Origin of the sequence: Plantactinospora sp. KLBMP9567, from assembly GCF_033446045.1 — a bacterium.
In the GTDB taxonomy this organism is placed as follows: Bacteria; Actinomycetota; Actinomycetes; order Mycobacteriales; family Micromonosporaceae; genus Plantactinospora.
Map to the genome: position 1 here is coordinate 175,606 of NZ_JAWQRR010000011.1, position 21,465 is coordinate 197,070.

The 21,465-nt window shown below is 73.7% G+C and carries 19 protein-coding genes and 2 tRNA genes; 9 read left to right on the top strand and 12 right to left on the bottom strand.

All coding sequences use genetic code 11. The features are described 5' to 3' along the window. The first annotated feature begins 222 nt into the window (after positions 1-222). The 5 genes from cofC (at position 223) to R6Y94_RS09615 (ending at position 6,494) form a co-directional block, all read left to right on the top strand. The gene (gene cofC / locus R6Y94_RS09595; protein ID WP_318395430.1) at positions 223-867 is read left to right on the top strand and encodes a 2-phospho-L-lactate guanylyltransferase; all 645 of its coding nucleotides are present in this window, start codon (positions 223-225) and stop codon (positions 865-867) included. Between the two features lie 86 nt (positions 868-953). After that, on the top strand, positions 954-1,151 hold the full coding sequence (locus R6Y94_RS09600) for a cold-shock protein (RefSeq protein ID WP_318395431.1): 198 nt from the start codon (positions 954-956) through the stop codon (positions 1,149-1,151). Positions 1,152-1,693: 542 nt separating this feature from the next. After that, a complete protein-coding gene (locus R6Y94_RS09605; protein ID WP_412102725.1) occupies positions 1,694-3,925 on the top strand; it encodes an RNA degradosome polyphosphate kinase in 2,232 nt (743 codons plus the stop codon). Between the two features lie 68 nt (positions 3,926-3,993). Beyond that, positions 3,994-5,529, top strand: a complete 1,536-nt coding sequence (locus R6Y94_RS09610; RefSeq protein WP_318395432.1) for a CYTH and CHAD domain-containing protein — start codon at positions 3,994-3,996, stop codon at positions 5,527-5,529. Continuing rightward, positions 5,517-6,494, top strand: a complete 978-nt coding sequence (locus tag R6Y94_RS09615; protein WP_318395433.1) for an NUDIX hydrolase — start codon at positions 5,517-5,519, stop codon at positions 6,492-6,494. The genes R6Y94_RS09610 and R6Y94_RS09615 overlap by 13 nt, the downstream gene beginning before the upstream one ends. Before the next feature lie 254 nt (positions 6,495-6,748). On the opposite strand, the gene R6Y94_RS09620 is transcribed toward R6Y94_RS09615, so the two are convergent. The 3 genes from R6Y94_RS09620 to leuC all read right to left on the bottom strand — a co-directional run bounded on the left by R6Y94_RS09620 (position 6,749) and on the right by leuC (position 9,582). Continuing rightward, positions 6,749-7,351, bottom strand: coding sequence for an HU family DNA-binding protein (locus R6Y94_RS09620; protein ID WP_318395434.1), 603 nt, complete (start codon positions 7,349-7,351; stop codon positions 6,749-6,751). 174 nt (positions 7,352-7,525) lie between these two features. Continuing rightward, complete coding sequence (gene leuD, locus R6Y94_RS09625; RefSeq protein ID WP_318395435.1) at positions 7,526-8,113, bottom strand: 3-isopropylmalate dehydratase small subunit; 588 nt, start codon at positions 8,111-8,113, stop codon at positions 7,526-7,528. Between the two features lie 14 nt (positions 8,114-8,127). Continuing rightward, positions 8,128-9,582: a 3-isopropylmalate dehydratase large subunit gene (leuC, locus tag R6Y94_RS09630; protein WP_318395436.1), complete on the bottom strand. Its 1,455-nt coding sequence runs from the start codon at positions 9,580-9,582 to the stop codon at positions 8,128-8,130. A gap of 49 nt (positions 9,583-9,631) precedes the next feature. On the opposite strand from leuC, the gene R6Y94_RS09635 reads away from it, so the two are divergent. Continuing rightward, a complete protein-coding gene (locus tag R6Y94_RS09635) occupies positions 9,632-10,318 on the top strand; it encodes an IclR family transcriptional regulator (protein WP_101370253.1) in 687 nt (228 codons plus the stop codon). Between the two features lie 789 nt (positions 10,319-11,107). On the opposite strand, the gene R6Y94_RS09640 is transcribed toward R6Y94_RS09635, so the two are convergent. The 3 genes from R6Y94_RS09640 to R6Y94_RS09650 all read right to left on the bottom strand — a co-directional run bounded on the left by R6Y94_RS09640 (position 11,108) and on the right by R6Y94_RS09650 (position 12,244). Next, positions 11,108-11,180 (bottom strand) — tRNA-Glu (locus R6Y94_RS09640). 82 nt (positions 11,181-11,262) lie between these two features. After that, a tRNA-Gln gene (locus R6Y94_RS09645) sits at positions 11,263-11,337 on the bottom strand. A gap of 103 nt (positions 11,338-11,440) precedes the next feature. Beyond that, on the bottom strand, positions 11,441-12,244 hold the full coding sequence (locus R6Y94_RS09650; protein ID WP_318395437.1) for a fumarylacetoacetate hydrolase family protein: 804 nt from the start codon (positions 12,242-12,244) through the stop codon (positions 11,441-11,443). Positions 12,245-12,400: 156 nt separating this feature from the next. On the opposite strand from R6Y94_RS09650, the gene R6Y94_RS09655 reads away from it, so the two are divergent. Together R6Y94_RS09655 and R6Y94_RS09660 are read left to right on the top strand one after the other, a co-directional pair. After that, positions 12,401-14,305, top strand: coding sequence for a hypothetical protein (locus tag R6Y94_RS09655; RefSeq protein WP_318395438.1), 1,905 nt, complete (start codon positions 12,401-12,403; stop codon positions 14,303-14,305). A 57-nt stretch (positions 14,306-14,362) separates the two neighbouring features. Continuing rightward, entirely contained in the window at positions 14,363-15,244 is an 882-nt protein-coding gene (locus tag R6Y94_RS09660) for a 3-methyladenine DNA glycosylase (RefSeq protein WP_318395439.1), read from the top strand. 61 nt (positions 15,245-15,305) lie between these two features. On the opposite strand, the gene R6Y94_RS09665 is transcribed toward R6Y94_RS09660, so the two are convergent. Next, positions 15,306-16,064: an SDR family oxidoreductase gene (locus R6Y94_RS09665; RefSeq protein WP_318395440.1), complete on the bottom strand. Its 759-nt coding sequence runs from the start codon at positions 16,062-16,064 to the stop codon at positions 15,306-15,308. A 147-nt stretch (positions 16,065-16,211) separates the two neighbouring features. Then, positions 16,212-16,928, bottom strand: coding sequence for a TetR/AcrR family transcriptional regulator (locus tag R6Y94_RS09670; protein ID WP_318395441.1), 717 nt, complete (start codon positions 16,926-16,928; stop codon positions 16,212-16,214). A 94-nt stretch (positions 16,929-17,022) separates the two neighbouring features. On the opposite strand from R6Y94_RS09670, the gene R6Y94_RS09675 reads away from it, so the two are divergent. Then, on the top strand, positions 17,023-18,060 hold the full coding sequence (locus R6Y94_RS09675; RefSeq protein WP_318395442.1) for an aminotransferase class V-fold PLP-dependent enzyme: 1,038 nt from the start codon (positions 17,023-17,025) through the stop codon (positions 18,058-18,060). Between the two features lie 15 nt (positions 18,061-18,075). Here R6Y94_RS09675 and arfB read toward each other — a convergent pair whose 3' ends face one another. The 4 genes from arfB to R6Y94_RS09695 form a co-directional block, all read right to left on the bottom strand. Then, positions 18,076-18,498 carry an alternative ribosome rescue aminoacyl-tRNA hydrolase ArfB gene (gene arfB, locus R6Y94_RS09680; RefSeq protein WP_318395443.1) on the bottom strand — a complete coding sequence of 141 codons (423 nt, stop codon included), beginning with the start codon at positions 18,496-18,498 and terminating at the stop codon, positions 18,076-18,078. A gap of 17 nt (positions 18,499-18,515) precedes the next feature. Further along, the gene (locus R6Y94_RS09685) at positions 18,516-19,388 is read right to left on the bottom strand and encodes a S1C family serine protease (protein ID WP_318395444.1); all 873 of its coding nucleotides are present in this window, start codon (positions 19,386-19,388) and stop codon (positions 18,516-18,518) included. Between the two features lie 89 nt (positions 19,389-19,477). Continuing rightward, on the bottom strand, positions 19,478-20,437 hold the full coding sequence (locus tag R6Y94_RS09690; protein ID WP_318395445.1) for a VWA domain-containing protein: 960 nt from the start codon (positions 20,435-20,437) through the stop codon (positions 19,478-19,480). Beyond that, positions 20,434-21,444, bottom strand: coding sequence for a DUF58 domain-containing protein (locus R6Y94_RS09695; RefSeq protein ID WP_412102726.1), 1,011 nt, complete (start codon positions 21,442-21,444; stop codon positions 20,434-20,436). The genes R6Y94_RS09690 and R6Y94_RS09695 overlap by 4 nt, the downstream gene beginning before the upstream one ends. Between the last annotated feature and the right edge of the window lie 21 nt (positions 21,445-21,465).

Here is a 21,465-nt window from a genome sequence, read left to right on the forward strand (position 1 = left end):
GGCGCGGCCCGGCCGGGGCGCCATCCGGGCGTCCTGGCTCGGGTGGCGAGGTGACACCGCCCGTGCCCACCCCGTTCCGGCCCGCCACCGACCCGGGCCCGGGGTGCCGCCGCCCGCAGCGAAATCATGCCTGCCCGTCCCGGGTACGGCCAGCCAGGGGTATCCCCGGGGCCGGGTACGCCACACGCCGGGCGGCCGGCGGCGAGCTGGCAGGATTGTCGCGTGGCAGAGCGGAACTGGACCGTGGTGGTGCCGGTCAAGCGCCTCGGGTCGGCGAAGAGCCGGCTGCGCGGCGCACTCGACGGCGTACCGCACGAACTGCTCGCCCTGGCCCTGGCCCAGGACACCGTCGAAGCCGTACTCGGCTGTCCGGCCGTCCGGGAACTGCTGGTGGTGACCGACGACCCGGCGGCCACCCGGACCCTGGGCCGGCTCGGCGCCCGGGTCGTGCCGGAGCCGCCGACCACCGGGCTCAACCCCGCGTTCGTCCGGGGCGCGGCGGCGGCTTCCGACGGCCCGGTGGCGGCACTCACCGCCGACCTGCCGGCGCTGCGTCCGGCCGAGCTGGCCGAGGCGCTGCGGGCCGCCGACGGTTCGCCCGGGGTACGCCGGTTCGTCGCGGACGCTCCCGGCACCGGAACCGTACTGCTCACCGCCGTCCCCGGCGCAGCCCTCGACCCCCGCTTCGGCCCGCACTCGGCGGCGGCGCACGCGGCCTCCGGCGCTCGTCCACTCACCGGCGCCTGGTCGACGCTGCGCCGCGACGTCGACACCCCGGCGGACCTGCGGGCGGCGGCGGCGCTCGGGCTCGGCCGGCACACCGCCGCACTGAACCGGCGGGCGGCACCGGCCGACGTCGAGTGCTGAGCCTCGACCCGACCAGCGGCGCAGACCGCTGCCGGTGCCCGGCAGGCCGACCCCACCACCCGGCGGACCGGTGTACGGTGCTGGGCATGCAAGGCACGGTGGCCGACTACGACCCGCAGACCAGGACCGGCACGCTGCTGCTCGACGACGGATCCCGGGTCACCTTCCCGGCCACCGCGTTCGACGCCTCCGGCCTGCGCCTGCTCCGGTTGGGTCAGCGGGTCCGGCTGGAGCACGACGACGCCGGCACGCTGGTCCGGGTCACGCTGCCGACCTTCCCCTGACCTGCTCGGTCAAGTTCATTTTCCGTTAACCGCCGCCGGGGAATGATGGGGTGGTGAGCACCCCGCCGTCCCGACGCCCCCTCTCCCAGCGCCAGTCGCGGTCCGGCGCCAGCGAGCGACCTACGCCGGATCCGGCACCGGACGGCACGGACGAATCCCGGCAGACGGGCCCGTCCCGTCCCGCGCCGACACCCCTGCCCGGGGCCGGTTCGACCCGCACACCCCGTACTCCCCAGGGTGGCCGGAAGAACGGGGACCAGCCGCGCGGCACCACCCGTACCCCACGGGGTGGCCGGACGGGCGGAGACCAGGCGCCGGGCACCGCCCGTACTCCCCGGGGCGGCCGGGCCGGCGGTGGCGGGCAGCCGGCCGGTTCCGGTGACCGGCCGGAGGGGCACACCGACCGCGAGCCGGCGGGCGAGCCGGACGGCACCGTCGAGCCGGACACCGTCGCCGAGCCGGACCGGTCGGCGGCGCTGGACCAGGCGGCCGACTCGGCGCGCGCCGCGGCCGGCGGGCCGGACCGGAGCCCGGCGACCGGCCTGGCCGACAACCCGGCGCACGGCCGGCGCGGAGCACCGGCGACCGGCCCGGGCAGCGCCGTCCCGGAGAGCGCCCTGGCCGCCCGCGGCGAGACGACCGAGCCGTCCGCCGAGCCGGTCGGGGAACCGGCCGCGCCGCTGCCGTCGGACCGGTTCCTCAACCGCGAGCTGTCCTGGCTGGATTTCAACGCCCGGGTGCTGGCCCTGGCCGAGGATCCGGACACCCCGCTGCTGGAGCGGGCGAAGTTCCTCGCCATCTTCGCCAACAACCTCGACGAGTTCTACATGGTCCGGGTCGCCGGGCTGAAGCGACGGTTGCAGGCCGGGCTGCCGGTCCGGGGCGGCGACCGGATGCCGCTGACCACCCAGCTCGAACTGGTCTCCGAGCGCGCCGCCGACCTGGTCGCCCGGCACGCGGCGTGCTTCGTCGACGAGGTGATGCCGAAGCTGGCCACCGAGAACATCGCACTGCTGCACTGGGACGAGCTGCCCGTGCCGGAGCGGCAGCGGCTGCGGGCGTACTTCCGGGAGCAGATCTTCCCGGTACTCACCCCGCTCGCCGTCGACCCGGCGCACCCGTTCCCGTACATCTCCAGCCGGTCGCTCAACCTGGCCGTGCTGGTCCGCGACTCCGACCACGGATCGGAACTCTTCGCCCGGGTGAAGGTGCCGAACAACGTACCCCGGTTCGTCCGGGTCGAGCGGGACGCGCCCGGCTACCGGTTCCTGCCGGTGGAGGACCTGATCGCGGCCCACCTCGACCAGCTCTTCTCCGGCATGCAGGTGGTGGAGTGCCACCTGTTCCGGGTCACCCGCAACGCCGAGGTGGAGGTCGACGAGGACCGCGACGAGGACCTGCTGCAAGCCCTGGAACGGGAACTCGCCCGGCGCCGCTTCGGCCCGCCGGTACGCCTGGAGGTGGCCGCCTCCGTCTCCGACCACGTACTCGACCTGCTGGTCCGGGAACTCGACATGGACAGCCAGGACGTGCTGCGGGTGCCGGGGCTGCTCGACCTGACCGCGCTCTGGCAGGTCTACAACGAGTCCAACCGGCCCGAGTTGAAGGACCCGCCGTTCGTGCCGGCCACCCACCCCCGGCTCGCCGAGGGTGAGGTGCCGCGGAGCGTTTTCGCCACCCTGCGCGACGGCGACATCCTGGTGCACCATCCCTACCGCTCGTTCTCGACCAGCGTGCAGCGCTTCATCGAGCAGGCCGCCGCCGACCCGAACGTGCTGGCCATCAAGCAGACCCTCTACCGCACCAGCGGGGACTCCCCGATCGTCGACGCGCTGATCGACGCGGCCGCCGCCGGCAAGCAGGTGGTGGTGCTGGTGGAGATCAAGGCCCGGTTCGACGAGGTGGCCAACATCGGCTGGGCCCGGGTGCTGGAGCGGGCCGGCTGCCACGTGGTCTACGGCCTGGTCGGGCTCAAGACGCACTGCAAGACCGCGCTGGTGGTCCGGCAGGAGGGCAACCAGATCCGCCGGTACTGCCACATCGGCACCGGCAACTACCACCCGAAGACCGCCCGGCTCTACGAGGACTTCGGCATGCTCACCGCCGACCCGGAGATCGGGGCCGACCTGACCGACCTGTTCAACGTGCTGACCGGGTACAGCCGGCAGACGTCGTACCGGCGGTTGCTGGTGGCGCCGCAGGGCATCCGGCGCGGCCTGATCGAGCGGATCGAGGGCGAGATCGACCGGGCCCGTCAGGGCCTGCCGGCGCTGGTCCAGTTCAAGGTCAACTCGCTGGTCGACGAGGCGATCGTGGACGCGCTCTACCGGGCTTCCCGGGCCGGGGTGCACGTCGACCTGCTGATCCGGGGAATGTGCACGCTGCGGCCGGGCGTACCAGGGTTGTCGGAGAACATCCGGGTGCGCTCGATCCTCGGCCGCTTCCTCGAACACTCCCGGGTGTTCCGGTTCGGCGGCGGGGTCGCCGCGGTCGGCGGTGCCGGCGGGTCGGACGGCGGCGTCGAGTTCTGGATCGGCTCCGCCGACCTGATGCACCGCAACCTGGACCGCCGGGTGGAGGCGCTGGTGCAGGTGACCGACCCGACCGCCCGGGCCGAGCTGGACGAGTTGCTGACCGCCGCGATGAGCCCGCAGGTCGAGGCGTTCGACCTGACCGGGGACGGCTGCTGGACCCGGCGCAAGGGGACCCTGGAGGCACCGCTGGTGAATCTCCAGGAGGCGCTGCTGCGCCGGGTCGCCGGAGCTGCCAAGTGAGCCGCCGGGCGGTTCGCCGGGAGCGGCGGACGCTCGGCGGAGCCGACATTCCGGACTAGGCTTGGCCGATGCTGGAGGAGGAGCGGAAGTACGACGTCGACCCGGAGTTCACCCTGCCCGACCTGTCCGCGGTCCTGCCCGACGGGGTACGGGTGGTGGAACTGCCCCCGGTGACGCTCACCGCGACCTACCTCGACACCACCGACCTGCGGCTGGCCCGGGCCGGGGTGTCGCTTCGGCACCGCAAGGGCGACGAGCTGCCCTGGACGGTCAAACTCCCTGCCGGCAGCCCTGGCGTACGGCACGAGATCTCCCGGACGGGCCGGCCGAAGACCGTCCCGGCCGACCTGGTGGCGCTGGTGACCGCGTACTCCCGGGGCGCGGAACTCAAGCCGGCCGCGGTGGTCCGCACCGTCCGGCGGGCGTACGAGCTGCGCGACGGCGCCGACCGGACCCTGGCGGAACTCGCCGACGACGCGGTGCAGGTACGCGACGGCAAGCAGGTCCGGTCGACGTTCCGCGAGATCGAGGTGGAGCGCAAGGACGGCGGGCGGGACCTGCTCGACGCGGTGGAGTCGGCGCTGACCGGAGCCGGCGCCCGGACCGGTGCCTTCACCCCGAAGCACGTCCGGGCACTCGGTGCGACGGCCGAGGCGGCGCCCGACCTGGTGCCCCCGGGCGAGCTACCGGAGCGGCCCAGCGCCGGTGACGTGGTGACGGCGGCGGTCCGCCGCAGCGTCGGCCGGGTGCTCGCACACGATCCGCTGGTCCGGTTGCGGGCGCCGGTCGGCGACGACGACACCGCCGTACACCAGATGCGGGTCGGCTGCCGACGGCTCCGCAGCGACCTGCGGACATTCGGGCCGCTGGTCCGCACGGCGTGGGCCAAGCCGTTGCGGGACGAGCTGAAGTGGCTGGCGGGGGTGCTGGGGCAGGCCCGGGACGCCGAGGTGCTGCGGGCCCGGCTGTCCCGGACGGCCGCCGCCGACCCGCTCAGCCCGCTCGACCCGGCGGCGGTGGAGCGGATGGACCGGGTACTCGCCGACCGGCACTCCACGGCGCTGACCGAAGTCGACGAGGCGCTGGGGTCGGCGCGCTACCACGCCCTGGTCGAGGCGCTGGTCGACGCCACCCGGACGCCGCAACTGACCGCTCGGGCCGACGGGCCCGCCGAGGAGGTGCTGCCCCGACTGGTCGCCCGACCCTGGCACCGGCTGACCGACGGCGACGACGAGGTCGAGGTCGACGGCGCCGCCGACCTCGACCCGGCCGCCCCGGACGAGCGCTGGCACGCGGTACGGATCAACGGCAAGCGGGCCCGGTACGCCGTCGACGCCGTCGCCGGGGTGCTCGGCGGCGACCCGGCGAAGCTGGCCAGGGCGCTGGCGAAGGTACAGGACGTGCTCGGCGAGCACCAGGACGCGGCGGTCGCCGCCGAGACCTGGCTGTCGATCGCGGAACAGGACCCGGCCGACCACGCCGTGGCGGTCACCGCCGGCCGGTTGGTGGAACGGGAGCGGGTCGCCGTCCGTGCCGCCCGGGTGGCCTTCCCCGAGGCGTGGCGCCGGGCGAGCCGGGGACGCCGGACGGCATGGCTGGGGTGACACCGGTCCGCGCGGCGGGTGGCGTGGTCTGGCGCCACGGCGATGACGGCGTGCGGGTGTGCGTGGTGCACCGCCCCCGCTACGACGACTGGTCGCTGCCGAAGGGCAAGCTGGACCCGGGGGAACATCCGCTGACCGCCGCGGTACGCGAGGTGGCCGAGGAGGCCGACGTACGCGGGGTGCCGGAGGTGCGGCTGCCCCCGGTGCACTACCGGATGCGCGACGGTGCGCCGAAGACGGTCGAGTTCTGGTCCATGCGGGCCGGCGGCGGCGGCGGTTTCCAGCCGGAGACCGAGGTCGACGCCGTACGCTGGCTGCCGCTGCCCGAAGCCACCCGACTGGTCAGCTATCCGCACGACGTCCGGGTGCTGGAGGACTTCGCGGCCCTGCCGCCGGTGACCGTGGTGCTGGGCCTGGTGCGGCACGCCCCGGCGGGCAACCGGGGCACCTGGTCCGGGCCGGACACCGCCCGCCCACTGGACACCGCCGGTCTGGCCCAGGCCCGGGAGTTGGCCGAGCTGCTGGCACTGCTCCGCCCGGTACGCCTGCGTTCGGCGGCGCCCCGGCGCTGCGTGCAGACGCTGCAACCCCTGGCCGAACTGCTCGACCGGCCGATCGAGGTGGATTCCGCGTACGACGAGCCGAAGCCGGGGCAGGACGGTGAGGAAAACGCCCTGGCCGCCGCCGGAGCCCTGCTCGAACTGGCCCGGGCCGGCGAACCGGCGGTGGTCTGTAGCCAGGGAAAGGTGATCCCGCAGGCGTTGGCCCGACTGGCCGCCGCATCGGCCGAATCGGCCGCACCGACCGGCCCGGTCGCCCCGGGTGACCCGGTCGCGCTGCCCGGGTCGGTGGAGGATTTCCGGACCAGGAAGGGCACCGGCTGGCTGCTCGCCTTCAGTGGCGACCGGATGGTCGGCGCGAGCCGGCTCGACGGCGCGGACCGCCTCGCCGCGATCACACCCTGACCGCCGCCGCCATCGCACCCTGACCGCCGCCGCCCGGTTCGCCGCGCTCACATCCCTGTCCGGCTCTGCCGGGACTGTCGGTGCAGGGGCACCCCGAAGGGTCCGGCTCGGGCTTTCAGGCCGTCCAGGGGCCGCTGAGCGGCGTTAACGCCCTGTCGACGCCGGAAGACGAGACCGCACAGCCCAGGTTTTCCGTGCCGGACAACGTGAAGGGCGCCCCCGGACGAGCCGGAGGCGCCCTGACGGTACCCGGATCAGCGCTTGGCGGCCTTCTTGGCCGGAGCCTTCTTGGCCGGAGCCTTCTTGGCCGGAGCCTTCTTGGCCGTGGTGGCCTTCTTGGACGCCGTCGCGCGGGTGGACGTGGTCTTGGCTGCCGTCGTCTTCTTCGCCGCCGTCGTCTTCTTGGCCGTGGTGGCCTTCTTGACGCCGGTGGCCTTCTTCGCCGGAGCCGTCTTCTTCGCCGCCGCCTTGGTGGCGGTCGTCTTGGCGGGTGCCGCCTTCTTGGTCGTCTTCTTGGCAACGGTCGACTTGGCCGTCGACGCCGTGCCGGCCTTCTTCGCCGCCACGGTGTTCTTCGGGGCCTTGCCGCTGGCCACCATCTCCTTGAACCCGGCGCCCGGCCGGAAGGCCGGAACCGATGTCTTCTTCACCTTCACCGATTCACCGGTACGGGGGTTGCGGGCTGTTCGAGCACCGCGCACGCGCTTTTCGAACACCCCGAACCCGGTGATGGCAACCCGATCGCCCTTGGTGACCGCCGCCTGGACCTCCGCGAGGACCGCGTCGAGCGCCGACGTCGCCGTCTTCCGGTCTCCCAGACGAGCGGCGAGAGCCTCGATGAGCTCGGCCTTGTTCACGACTTCCCTCCCAATGTGCAACTGGACTCAACGCGAGCCATTCTGCGCGCACGGTATGCCCTGTGCCACCGGGACACAAACATCTGCTCGAAAAAACCCATTGTGTCGCAACGGATTCGCCCCCGCCGGGCGAACCGGCGGGGGCGAAAACGACTGTACGGTCGGCGGTTCGGCCTATGCCACCACGGGCCGGAAGGGGGATCGCCGGCCCTCGTAGGCGGTGATGTCCGCCTCGTGCCGGAGGGTCAGTCCAATGTCGTCCAAGCCCTCCATCAGCCGCCAGCGGCTGAAGTCGTCCATCGGGAAGGACCAGGTGTCCTCCCCGGCCCGGACCTCCCGGGCGGTCAGGTCGACCGTGATCCGGACCGTCGGGTCGGACTCCACCAACTCCCACAAGGCCTCGACGGCCTTCAATTCAAGCTCTACCGGAAGGAGCCCTTCCTTGAGCGCGTTCCCCCGGAAGATGTCCCCGAAGCGAGGGGCGATGACGGACCGGAACCCCCAGTCGCGCAGTGCCCACACGGCGTGCTCCCGGGAGGAGCCCGTGCCGAACTCGGGGCCGGCCACGAGAATCGACGCCCCGGAATATGAGGAATCGTTGAGTACGAATGCCGGATCCTCCCGCCAGGCGCTGAAGAGGCCGTCGGCGAAGCCCGTCCGGGTCACCCGCTTGAGGTACACGGCGGGGATGATCTGATCGGTATCCACGTTGGACCGGCGCAGCGGGACCGCCGTACCGGTGTGCACGGTGAACTTGTCCATGTCAGGTCAGCCCTTCACAGGTCGGCCGGTGCGGCCAGCCGGCCGACCACGGCAGTGGCGGCGGCGACCGGTGGCGAGACCAGGTGGGTACGCCCACCCCGGCCCTGCCGGCCCTCGAAGTTACGGTTGGAGGTCGAGGCCGAGCGCTGGCCCGGCTTGAGGGTGTCCGGGTTCATGCCCAGGCACATCGAGCAACCCGCGAAGCGCCACTCGGCGCCCGCCTCGGTGAAGACCTGGTGCAACCCCTCCTGCTCGGCCGCTTCGCGGACCGCTGCCGACCCGGGTACGACGAGCATCCGCACCCCGTCGGCCACCCGGTGTCCGCGCAGCACGTCGGCGGCGGCCCGGAGGTCCTCCAGCCGGCCGTTGGTGCAGGAGCCGACGAAGACCACGTCCACCGGTACGTCCCGGAGCGGGGTGCCGGGCTTGAGGTCCATGTATTCCAGGGCCCGCCGGGCAGCGGTCTGCTCGGCGTCGGTGACGAAGTCCTCCGGGTCCGGCACGGCCGCGTCCAGCGCGGTGCCCTGGCCGGGGTTGGTGCCCCAGGTGACGAACGGGCTGATCCGGCTGGCGTCCAGCACCACCTCGCTGTCGAAGGTCGCACCCTCGTCGGTCGGCAGGGTCCGCCAGTATTCGACGGCGGCGTCCCAGTCCGCGCCCTGCGGGGCGTTCGGCCGCCCCAACAGGTAGGCGAAGGTGGTCTCGTCCGGCGCGATCATCCCGGCCTTGGCGCCCCACTCGATGGACATGTTGGCGATGGTCATCCGGCCCTCCATGGAGAGCCTGCTGATCGCCTCGCCCCGGTACTCCACGATGTGGCCGCGACCGCCGCCGGTGCCGACCTGGGCGATCAGCGCCAGCACCAGGTCCTTCGCGGTGACCCCGGGGGCCAGCTCGCCGATCACGGTTACCGCCATGGTCTTCGGGCGGATCTGCGGCAGGGTCTGGGTCGCCAGGACGTGTTCGACCTCACTGGTGCCGATCCCGAAGGCCAGCGCCCCGAACGCCCCGTGGGTGGCCGTGTGTGAGTCGCCGCACACGATGGTCAGGCCCGGCTGGGTCAGCCCGAGCTGCGGCCCGATCACGTGCACGATGCCCTGGTTGTCGTCGCCGAGCGGATGCAACTTGAGGCCGAACTCGGCACAGTTGCGGCGCAGCGTCTCGATCTGGGTCCGCGAGGTCGGGTCGGCGATGGTGAGTAGATCACCGCGCCGGGACCGGAACGACGGGTCGTCGTAGCCGGTCGGGGTGTTGTGGTCCTCGGTCGCGAGCGTGAGATCGGGCCGGCGGACCTTGCGATTCGCCATCCGCAGCCCGTCGAAGGCCTGCGGGCTGGTCACCTCGTGCAGCAGGTGCAGGTCGATATAGAGCAGGTCCGGCTCACCGTCAGCGGATCGCACCACGTGAGCATCCCAGACCTTCTCGGCCAAGGTCCTGGACGAGGACGGCTCTGGAGTGACTCCCACCATCTGGACATCCTAAATTCTGGGAGGTAGGTTTCGGCTTGTGGGACACAGTATGAGCGGTGTCGGCGTTCTCGACAAGGCGGTGGTCATCCTGGCCGCCTGCGTCGACGGCGCCAGCCTGGCCGAACTCGTCGATCGCACCAAGCTGCCCCGGGCCACAGCCCACCGCCTGGCCCAGGCCCTGGAGATCCACCGGATGCTGGTCCGGGACACCCAGGGACGCTGGCGCCCAGGGCCGCGTCTGGGCGAGTTGGCGAACGCCGCCCCCGACGTACTGCTGACTGCGGCCGAGCCGCTGCTCTCGGCGCTCCGAGACGCGACCGGCGAGAGCGCCCAGCTCTATCTGCGCCGGGCGGACGAGCGGATCTGCGTGGCCGCCGCCGAGCGGGCCAGCGGATTGCGCGACACCGTGCCGGTCGGCTCGGTGCTGCCGATGACCGCCGGTTCCGCCGCACAGATCCTGCTGGCCTGGGAGCCGCCGGAGGCGGTCATGCCCCTGCTCCCCCGGTGCAAGTTCACCGGCCGCACCCTCGCCGAGGTGCGGCGCCGGGGCTGGGCGCAGAGCGTCGCCGAACGGGAGGCCGGAGTGGCGAGCGTCTCGTCGCCGATCCGGGACCGGACCGGTCGGGTGATCGCCGCGATCAGCATCTCCGGGCCGATCGAGCGGCTCGGCCGGCGACCCGGCGACCGGCATGCGATGGCCGTGGTCCGGGCCGGCCAACGGCTGAGCGGCCTGTAAAACGCACCCGTGCCGGCGGCGGTCGCCCTCGCGCGGGCCGATTTCGCGCGGCAGGTCCGGCCAACCGACACCCACCTGACCGGCCGACACCCACTGGCGCCCCACGCCCGCCCAGCCGACACCCCAGCCGAGACACCCCAACTGGCGGGCCACGCCGCCCGGCCGACGCCCGGCCCGGCCGCCAGCGGCTCCGTCACCGGACGAACTCCCGCCGGCGGACTGACCTGGCGCCGTCGCCGGGCGACGAAGCCGTCCTGGCGGCCTCGGCCCAACACCGGTCTGTCGAGCTGCCCCGTCCGTGCACCCACCCGACCGGCGACCCCACCCGACCGGCGACCCCGCCACCGCCACCGCCACCGCCAGACTCCACCCCACGCACGGTCAGGCTGCCCCGTCCGTGCACCCAGCTCGACAGTCTCAGCGGCAGGGTGGTGTCCGGCGCGGGGGCAGGGGGTTCGCGGGCATCGCCGCCGCAGGGGCGGATCGGCGGGCGCAGCCGCAGGCCATCGGAGAACACCCGGAATCCCAGCGCCGCCACGGGCTGCCGCACCGGACCGGAAGGCCACGCACCGGACCGGAAGGCCAGCAGCGCAGGTGGTTCGTTTCGGGTACGAGGTCGGGGGCGGTGTGCCATGCTCGACATCGGGAACTGGCCCGGCGGCCCACTCGGCCGAGGAGTCTCGGCGCCGGGGCCAGGTCGATCGCCGACCTGCGTAGGAGCACGCGGTCGCGGCTGGTGTAGGGAACGGAAACGGCCCGCGCCACCGGAGTGACGCGGGCCGTCGGTCGTAGCCCCGACCGGATTCGAACCGGCGCTACCGCCTTGAGAGGGCGGCGTCCTAGGCCGCTAGACGACGGGGCCAGGACTTTCCCGTTGTTGACCTTGCGATCAACGCTGCTGAACTCTACCAGAGACCAGCTACCGGCACCCCTTCGGGTTTCGGTGGCTGGGGTACCAGGACTCGAACCTAGACTAACTGAACCAGAATCAGTCGGGCTGCCAATTACCCCATACCCCATCGGTGCTCGTCGCACCGAAAGCGAACTTTACCGGACCCGGTGGTGCAGACCAAATCGGGTCGGTACCGGGCGACGCCGTACCGCCGCCACCCCCGCCGGACCTCAGTCGAGGGTCACCACCGGGTTCGACAGCTCGCCGATGCCGCCGACGCGGACCGTGACGGTATCCCCGTCGACGATCGGACTAACCCCCGCCGGAGTACCGGTCAGCACCACGTCGCCCGGGAGCAGCGTCATCACGTGCGAGATATAGGACACCAGGGTCGGAACGTCGAAGACCATGTCCCTGGTCCGGCCGAGCTGGCGTACCTCCATCTCGTCCGCGCCCCGGCCCACCTCGCAGCGGACCTCGACGTCGCTGACGTCGAGGCCGGTGGAGATCCAGGGGCCGAGCGGGCAGAACGAGTCGAAGCCCTTGGCCCGGGTCCACTGCCCGTCCGAGCGTTGCAGGTCCCTCGCGGTCACGTCGTTGGCGCAGGTGTAGCCGAAGACGGCCTGGGCGGCGGCGGCCCGGTCGGCCCGGCGTGCACCGGGCGGCCCGATCACCACGGCCAGCTCGGCCTCGTGCTCGACCTGCTTGGACTGCGCCGGCAACCGGATCGCGTCCCGGGGGCCGATCACCGAGGTCGACGGCTTGAGGAAGAGCAGCGGCTCGGCCGGTACGTCGTTGCCGAGTTCGGCGGCGTGCTCGACGTAGTTACGTCCGACACACACCACCTTGCTCGGCAGGATGGGCGAGAGCAGCCGGACGTCGGCCAGCGCCCAGCGGGCGGTGGTGAACCGGATCTCGCCGAATGGATGGCCCTCGATCTCGGCCACGGTCAGGCCCTCGGGACCGGCCTCCGGGTCACCCTCGACGACGCCGAACGACATTCCCTTTGCATGAGCGAAACGAGCGATACGCACGCCGCCAATCTATCCCCACCGGGAGCCGGTGCCGGCGCCCACGTGCGGCGCGGCGGCACCATACCGCAGCAGGCCAGCCACTGGCGGGGGTTCGATCCTTCCCCGCCGGCCGGCCACCCGTCCGACCTAGCGTTCGGGGCGGGAGGAGACTTCGTGATGCCTGCATCGATCCGACTACGTGCGGTGGGGGCGGTGATCGCGGGTTGCCTGCTGGCCGCCACCGCGCCCGGCACCCCCGGCAAGGCGGCCAACGCCCCCGCCCAGGCGGCCCAGGCCCGAGCGGGCAACGCCGCTGCCCGGGCAGCCGGCGCCCCGATCCGACCGACCAGTCCGCTGATCACCGTCTCGATGACCACGTCCGGCGATCCGGCGCCCCGCTACGAGATCCGGGTGCGCAACGGCACCGACGGCATGGTGAAGACGACCGTCCGGCAGGAGCTGCCGCCGGGCGCCACCCCGGCCATGATCAGCCAGGGCGGCGCGGCGAGTGCGCCCGGCACCATGCCGGGGCAACTCGGCACCGAGGTGGTCTGGCAGGTCCAGCTGGGCGCCCGCAGCACCGCGTTGCTCAGCACCACCCTCGTACCGCCGGCACACGGGGTCGACGTCACCGCCCCGGCCTGCGCCTTCGTCGCGGGCGGCAACATGCCGTACGACTGCGCGACCGTGACCTGGAACCGGGCCACGGCGGCCGCCGCCGGTCCCGGCTCTGACGACTCGGCGCAGGCGCAGGCGGCCGCCTCCCCACCCTGGTGGCGCCGTGGCACCCTGCTGGGTACCGCGCTCGCGGCGCTGGTGCTGCTCGCCGCGGCCGGCGGTGCGCTCTGGTGGTGGCGACTGCGTCGGCGGCGCGCCGCCGACCAGGTCAACACCACGCCCGGAGACGGTACCGACCGACGGGCCGCCAAACGGGCCGCGAAGCGGGAAGCGGCAGAGCAGCGCGCCGCCGAGAAGCAGGCCGCAGCGGCGCAGCGGCGGGTCCGCAGGTCCGGCAACCCGATCGCCCGGGCCCGGGCCCGGGTACGCGGGGACCACAAGATCCCGGTTCCGGAGAGCGTACGGCGGGCCACCGGTCACCGCCGGAGCGGCGGGGCGGCGGAGCAGGCCGACCTGGCGGAGTCCCCGGCGGCCGGCACCGCCGGTGCGCCCGGTCACCAGGCCGGGGGCGGGGATCACCATGTCCGGGGCGAGGAGGCGGGCTCGACCAGAGGCGGCGCCGCGCTGGAGCAGCGGCGGCCGGTCGACGACGACACGGCGGTGGACGGCGGCGGGCTACTCCGGGACGGTGGGCTGGCCGCAGCCGACGAACCGGCCGAACCGGGTGGTGACGAACCGGGTGGCCTGGTCGGCATCGCCGGCGGGGCCCGCTACGTCGGGCAGGCGCCGGTACCGCCCCGCACCGCCGCGCCGGCCGACGACGAGGAGCCGGCCGAGGAGCCCGTACCGGAGCCGCCGGAGCCGACCGACGAGGAACTCGGTCCGGTGGTCGGCCGGGCCCGCCCCGCCCCGCATCCGGCCACCACCTACCGGCCGCCCCGACGGCGTTCCAGGCCCCCGGCGTGGGCCGCGGTCGGCTCCGCCGCCCTGCTGGCGGTGGCCCTGGCCGCGCTCACCGCGTGGACCGGGTCGAGCCAGGTGAGCGCGATCAACGGTAACCGGCAGCCGTCCAGCGGGGCGTGGGTGGGCAAGACCGTGGCCGGACCGGTCGGTACGAGTCTGCGGGAGAGCGCCTTCGAGTTCACCGTCTACCGGCTGGTCTGCCCGCCGGCACCCGGCGGCTGCCAGGCGATCCTCGGGGTACGCAACCTGACCGACAAGAGCCAGCAGTGGCACGGCACGCTGCAACGGGCGTACCTGCCCAACGGGGACTGGGTCGGTGCCGACGTGGCGGCGACGCAAGTCGCCAACGCTGGGAAGGACCCGTTCGCCGAACCGGTACCGGCCGGCCAACGCATGATCATGCCGCTGGTGTTCGCCTCGACCGGTGCGGTCGAACCGACCCGGATCGAGCTGCGCAGCGCCGTCTTCTCCGCAGGGGTCAGCGTCGACGTGCCGCACTAGGAAGGGACGTGCGTCGCACCGGGCGGGGCCGCGCGGCGGGCGCCGTACCCTGGAGCGGTGACCGCCGCCCTCGCCCGTACCGTCGTGCTCGACGCGGCGGACTGGCGCGCCCGGCGGGCGGCCCACGAGCGGCGCGTGGACGAGTGGCTGGTGCCGCACCTGGCCCGGCGGGGCAGCGGCACCCGGCATCCGGTGCAGGACTTCCTCTTCACCTACTACTCGCACCGGCCGGCGCAGCTTCGCCGCTGGCATCCCGGCGCCGGAGTGGTGCTCCGGGACGCCGACCCGGCCGAGTTCGGCCGGGACTACCGCGCCGGGGACGCCGGCCTCACCCTCGACACCGAGGCGGTACGGCGGCGCCGGGGCGACTCGGTCGACTGGATCCGCACCCTGCTGACCCGTACCGCCGGCCGGCCCGGCCAGTTCGGCTGCTTCGGCATGCACGAGTGGGCCATGGTCTACCGGCAGACCCAGGCGGAGGTACGGCACAACGCCTGGCCGCTGCGGCTCTCGCCCGAGCAGACCGCCCGGGTGGTGGAGGGCAACCGGATCCGGTGCAGCCACTTCGACGCGTACCGGTTCTTCACCCCGCCGGCCCGGCCGCTGAACCTGCTCGCCCCGAGCCGCGAGACGCAAGCCGACAACGAGCAGCCGGGCTGCCTGCACGCCAACATGGACCTTTACAAGTGGGCCTACAAGCTCTCCCCGCTGGTGCCGGGCGAACTGGTCGCCGACGCGTTCGCACTGGCCCGGGAGATCCGCACCCTGGACATGCGGGCCAGCCCGTACGATCTGGCCGCGCTCGGCTATCCGCCGGTCCGGGTGGAGACCCCCGAGGGCCGGGCCGAGTACGCCACCGCCCAGCGCGGTTTCGCCGAGCGGGCCGCCCCGCTCCGGGCCCGGCTGCTCGCCGCACTGGCGGCGGCCGAGCCCGGCTGACGGTGCCCGAGCCACGCTCACGCCGGTCGGCCGGGCGCCGGTCGGCCGGGCGCCGGTCGGGTCAGATGATTCCGCCGTTGGCCCGCAGCACCTGGCCGTTTACCCAGTGCCCGGCCGGGCTGGCCAGGAAGGCCACCACCTCGGCGACGTCGTCGGGGGTGCCGAGCCGCTCCAGCGGTGCCTGGCCCGCGAGCTGGGCGATCCGCTGCTCGCTGTTGGCCCGCAGGAACAGGTCGGTGGCGGTCGGCCCGGGTGCGACGGCGTTGACCGTGACATCCCGGCCGCGCATCTCCCGGGCCAGCACCAGGGTCATCGCCTCGACCGCGCCCTTGCTGGCGGCGTAGGCGCTGTAGTTCGGGAAGGCGAGACCGACGACCGAGGAGGAGAAGTTGACCAGCGCGCCGCCGGGGCGGAGCCGGCGTACCGCCTGCTGGTCGACGACGAAGGTGCCCCGGATGTTGGTCCGGTGCAGGTCGTCCAGGTCGGCCAGGTCGAGTTCGGCGAGCGGCGCCAGCGGCATCCGGCCGGCCGCGTGCACGACCACGTCGACGCCGCCGAAGGTCCGCTCGGCGGTGTCGAAGAGTACGGCGACAGCGTGCTCGTCGGCCACGTCGGCCCGTACGGCGATCGCCCGGCCGCCGGCCGTCTCGACCTCCTTGACCGCGGCCTCGGCCTCGACCTGGTTGCCGGCGTAGCCGACCACGACGGCGAAGCCGTCGGCGGCGAGCCGGGTGACGACCCGGCGGCCGATGCCGCGGGAGCCGCCGGTGACCACAGCGGTACGACCGTTCGGGGTGGCGGGGATGGACGAGGTGGACACAGTGGTTCTCCTTGCTGTTCTCGCGGTTGTGGGGTGCGGGACATCGCCGGGCGTCGCCGGCTGCGACGTCCGCCGGGTTCGTCGTGCCGTTCTCCCGGCTCAGCCACCGGCCGGGTCCGCCACCGGCGGTTCGGCCGCCGGCCAGGGTCAGGCGGTGCCGGTGCGGTCGGCCAGTCGGGTCAGCCACTCCAGCAGCAGGCCGGTCTCGGCCGGCGACAGTGGGCTGTCCGGCAGTGCCGGCAGCAGCGCGCCGAGGTTCGCGGCGGCCACCGCGACCTCGCCACCCGGTCCGGTGCCGCGCTCCGGCCCGGTGGAGGCGTCCGGGGTGACGATGGCGTTGACGATCGCCTCGCGTACCCGGGTGGAGACCTGGGTGGCGTCGGTGTAGATCGTCGGGCGGTTGATCAGCAGCAGTGCGACGCCGACGGTGGCCGGCATCACCATCTGGGCCGCCAACTGTGGACTGATCCGGAGTCTGCCCGCCGCGGCGCAGCGTTCGAGCACGCTCAGCAGCAACTGGTGCGCCTCGGTCGCGGCCGCGGGCGGGGTGGAGAGCCCCGGCGAGTACATCAGCCGGTAGAAGTTCGGGTTCTCCAGCGCGAACGCGACGTGGTTGTCCCAGCCGTCGCGCAGGTCCCGGACCGGGTCGTCGGAGGGGACGGTGGTCCGCTTGCCGGCCAGGTACTGCTCGAAGCCGAAGTCGACCACTGCCGCGAGCAGGCCCTCCTTGTCACCGAACTGCCGGTAGAGCACCGGAGCGCCCACCCCGGCGGCCTCGCAGACCGCCCGGGTCAGCAGATCCGCCTCCGGGGAGCGGGCCAGCAGGTCCGCCGCGGCGTGCAGTATCCGCGTTCTCGTATCCACGTGAACGACGATAACACCTCTTCCGTAGCACCGCTCTCGCAGAGGTGTAACCGTCGTTACAGCCGCTCCGGGCCGGCGGTACTACGCTGGCCGAGTGGATCTCGCTGCGGCGCGACAGTTGTGGAAACCGGAGCCGGGCTGGCTGAACACCGCCAGCTACGGGCTGCCGCCGGAGCCCGCCTGGGAGGCGCTCCAGGCCGCCCTCGCCGACTGGCGCACCGGTCGGACCTCGTGGGAGGGATGGGACGCCTCGACCCACCGCTCCCGGGCCGCCTTCGCCCGGCTGGCCGGCGTACCGGTCTCGGACGTGACCGTCGGGGCGACCGTCTCCCAGTTGCTCGCCCCGGTCGGGGCCGCACTGCCCGACGGAGCCACCGTGCTGGTGCCGGAGGTGGAATTCACCTCCAACCTCTTTCCCTGGCTGGTACACGCCGAGCGCGGGGTGCGGGTCCGCACCGTGCCGGCGGACCGGCTCGCCGAGGAGATCGAGGCCGACACCGACCTCGTCGCGTTCAGCCTGGTCCAGTCGGCGGACGGCACCGTCGCCCGGTACGACGAGATCCTGGCCGCCGCCGAGGCGCACGACGCGCTGGTGGTGGTCGACGCGACCCAGGGCTGCGGCTGGCTGCCGTTCGACGCCGGTCGGGCGGACGTGGTCGCCGTCGGCGCGTACAAGTGGCTGATGGCGCCGCGCGGTGCCGCCTTCGGCTACCTCGGTCCCCGGATCCGGGACCGGATCACCCCGCTCGCCGCCAACTGGTACGCCGGCTCCGACCCGCACGCCTCCTACTACGGGCCGCCGCTACGGCTGGCCGACGACGCCCGCCGCTTCGACCTCTCCCCGGCCTGGTTCTGCTTCGTCGGTGCGGCGCCGGCCCTGGAACTCCTCGTCGAGGTGGGAGTGCCGGCGATCCGGGAGCACAACGTCGGGCTGGCCAACCGGTTCCTGGCCGGCCTCGGCCAGCCGCCCCGGGACAGCGCGATCGTCACCGTCGACGTACCCGGTGCGGCGGAGAAGCTGGCGGCGGCCGGTGTCCGCGCCGCCGTGCGGGCCGGCCGGGTACGCGCCTCGTTCCACCTCTACTCCACCGAGCAGGACGTCGACCTGGCCCTGGCCGCCCTGACGCCCTGACCGGCCCCCGGGAGGTCAGTCCGCGTCGGGGCGGCGTAGCTGCTTGAGCTGGCTGCGGCGCTTCTTCTCGGCGAGCCGGCGCTCCTTGGCGCCGCGGCTCGGTTTGGTGGGTCGTCTCGGCGGCGGTGGTGGCGCGATCGCGTCGGCCAGCAGCGCGGTGAGCCGGGCCTGCGCGGCCTCCCGGTTGCGGAGCTGGGCACGGTGCTCAGACGCCGTGACCGTCAGTACCCCGTCGGAGAGCCGGCCGCCCAGCCGGTCCAGCGCCCGGGCCTTGAGCCGCTCCGGCAGCGCCGTCGAGTTCGCCACGTCGAAGGAGAGCTCGGCCCGGGAGTCGGTGGTGTTCACGCCCTGTCCGCCCGGGCCGCTGGACCGGGAGAACCGCCAGTGCAGTTCCGCCTCCGGGATGACGAGGCCGGGTCGGATGGTCAGGGGTGTCATGGTGTCAACCGTACGGCTCAGCCGCCCTTGCCGATGATGGTGTCCGCCGTCTGCTGCACCTGCTCGATCGGGATGGCGAAGCCGATCCCGATCGAGCCGCTGCCGTCGATGGTGGCGATCGCGGTGTTCACCCCGACCACCTCACCCCGGGCATTGACCAGCGGACCACCGGAGTTGCCGGGATTGATGGAGGCGTCGGTCTGCACCGCGCTGTGCCGGTTCTCGCCCAGCTTCACCTGGCGGTCCAGCGCGCTGACGATCCCGGCGGTCACCGTGCCGGCGAGCCCCAGCGGCGAGCCGACCGCGAGCACCGGCTCACCGACCCGGGTAGCGCCGGGCTTGGCCAGCGGCAGCGCCGTCAGTCCGGCCGACGGCGGCACCCGGAGCACCGCGATGTCGCTGCTGGAGTCCCGGCCGACGAGCCGGGCCGGGAACTGCCGGCCGTCCGAGGTCTCCACCATCACCGCGCCGCCGGGCTCCCCGCCGCCGCCCCGGGCCACGATGTGGTCGTTGGTGACGATGTGCTGGAGATCGTCGATGGCGAACCCGGAGCCGCTGGCCGACTTACCACCCCCGGCCACCATCACCGAGACGACGCCGGGCACCACCTGCGCGGCGGCGGCCACCAGGTCGGCCGGGATGGCGGCCTGCGCCGCCCTGCCCCGCTCCGTCGTCTCCTGGCTGGCCACGTAACCGCCGGCCAGGCCGCCGGAGCCGATGGCGAGCGCGACCACCGCCAGCGCGGCGACCAGCGCGCGCCGCCGCCGGGTCGCCCGGTCGGCCACCAGCACCTCACCGGGTACGCCCGGAACGCCACGCCCGTCCGGCTCCAGGTCCGGTGAGATGAACCATGGACCGCGGGGTTCGCCGAGTCCGGTCTGCGTTGCCATAGCTCACTCCTCGTCAGTCCATCGTCGGATCAGGGCAGAAGGTGTGCCGGTCCGTCCGCCTCGGCGGGGCCGAGCCGGTCCGGCGGGGTCTATGGCAGCCGGGAGAACCACGCCATCGAGCCACCCGCCGCCGCCAGGGCCAGCAGCAGCCCGATGCCGATGAACCGGGCGGAGATGTCCTGCTTCTCGGTGCGGTAGCCGACCGAGGTCCCGATGTCCTCGTACACGGCACGCAGCTCGGCGCTGCTGCCCGCCTCGTGGTAGGCGCCCTTGGTCTGCTCGGCGACCGCCCGCAGGGTCTGCCCGTCCACCGGTACCCTGATCGGCCGGCCGCCCCGGGCGACGTAGCCGGAGGCGGTGCCGAACGAGATGGTGTGCACCGGTACGCCCACCTTCACCGCCTCCTCGGCAGCGGACATCGGATCGCGGCCGGAGGTGTTCGCCCCGTCCGAGAGCAGCACGATCCGGGCCGGCGGCGGGTTCTTCGCGGCCTGGGCGTCGAAGGTCCTGATCGCCTCCAGCGAGGTGCCGATCGCCTCCCCGATGGCGGTGCCCTGCACTCCGGTGCTGCCCTCGGCGAGCCGTCTGATCCCGGAGTGCAGCGCCGACCGGTCGGTGCCCGGCGGCACGAGTACCGCCGCGCTGCCGGCGAAGGCGACCAGCCCGACGTTGAACTCGTCGGGCAGCGTCTCGACGAACCGGTGCGCCGCCGACTTCGCCGCCGCCAGCCGGTCCGGTTCGACATCGGTGGCCAGCATCGAGGTGGATACGTCCACCGCGACCATCACGGTGGCCCGCTCCCGGGGCACCCTGACCTCCGCCTCCGGCCGGGCGAAGCCGACGACCAGCAGCGCCAGCATGGCCAGGAACAGTCCGGCCGGCAGGTGCCGCCGCCAGGACGGCCGGTCCGGCGCGACCCGGTCCAGCAGCCGCAGGTTGGTGAAGCGGACTGCGTACCGGCTGCGGCGGCGTTGCAGCACGACGTACCAGATGCCGAGCCCGACCACGCCGAGCAGCAGGAACAGCCGCTCCGGAGACTGCCAGGTCATGCCGCGCCTCCCCGTACCGCTGCCACGGGCGGGCGGGCCGCGCCGGCCAGCCGCCGCTGGGTGTGTACGTGTCGGACGATGTCCGCGATCCAGTCCCGGTCGGTACGCAACGACAGGTGCGCGGCGCCCGCCCGGCGCAGCGCCTGCCGGACCAGTTCGCGCTGGCCGGCCGCTGCGGCGGCGTACCGCTGCCGGAGCCTGCGGTCCGCAGTGGACACCTCGCGCCGCCGGCCCGTCTCCGGGTCGACCAGGGTGACCAGTCCGACGTCCGGCAGCTCCAGTTCGCGCGGGTCGACCACCTCGACCGCCAGCACCTGGTGGCGTACGCCGAGCCGGCGGACGGCCCGCTCCCAGGCCGGCGTGCCGCCCTCGGTCTCGGGCAGCCCGTCGAGGAAGTCCGAGACCAGCACTGCCAGGCCCCGGCCGGCGGTGGCCCGGTGCAGCGTGGTCACCGCGTCGGCGAGCGCCGGGGCGCCGCCGGAGGTGTCGCGCCGGGGCGCCGCGAGCAGCATGTTGAGCAGGCCCAGCAGGTGGGTCCGACCGGTCCGGGCCGGGAAGCGGCGGATCCCGGTGTCGTCGAGCAGGTGTGCGCCGAGCCGGTTGCCCACCCCGGCGGTGAGGAAGCCGACCGCGGCCGTCGCGGCCACCGCGAGTTCCCGCTTGTCCAGCTCGGCGGTGCCGAAGTGCATGCTGGGGGTGGAGTCGACCAGCAGCCAGGTGGTCAGTTCCCGGTCGGCGTCCACCTCCCGGACGTGCGGCAGGGTGGTCCGGGCGGTCACCGCCCAGTCCATCCGGCGCACCTCGTCCTCGCCGGGCCGGTATTCCCGGGCGCCGCTGTACTCGCTGCCGGGGCCGGGGAGCAGGCCGAGGTGCTGGCCGTGCAGCAGCCCGTCGAGCCGGCGGGTGACCAGCAGTTCCAGCCGGCGCAGCCGGTGCTCGGGAGCGAGCTGGCCCAGCGTGGGGTCGCCGCTGCCCCGCTGGGCGCCGTCGGAGCCGACCCGGGAAATCCGACCACCCGTCCGGGCGTC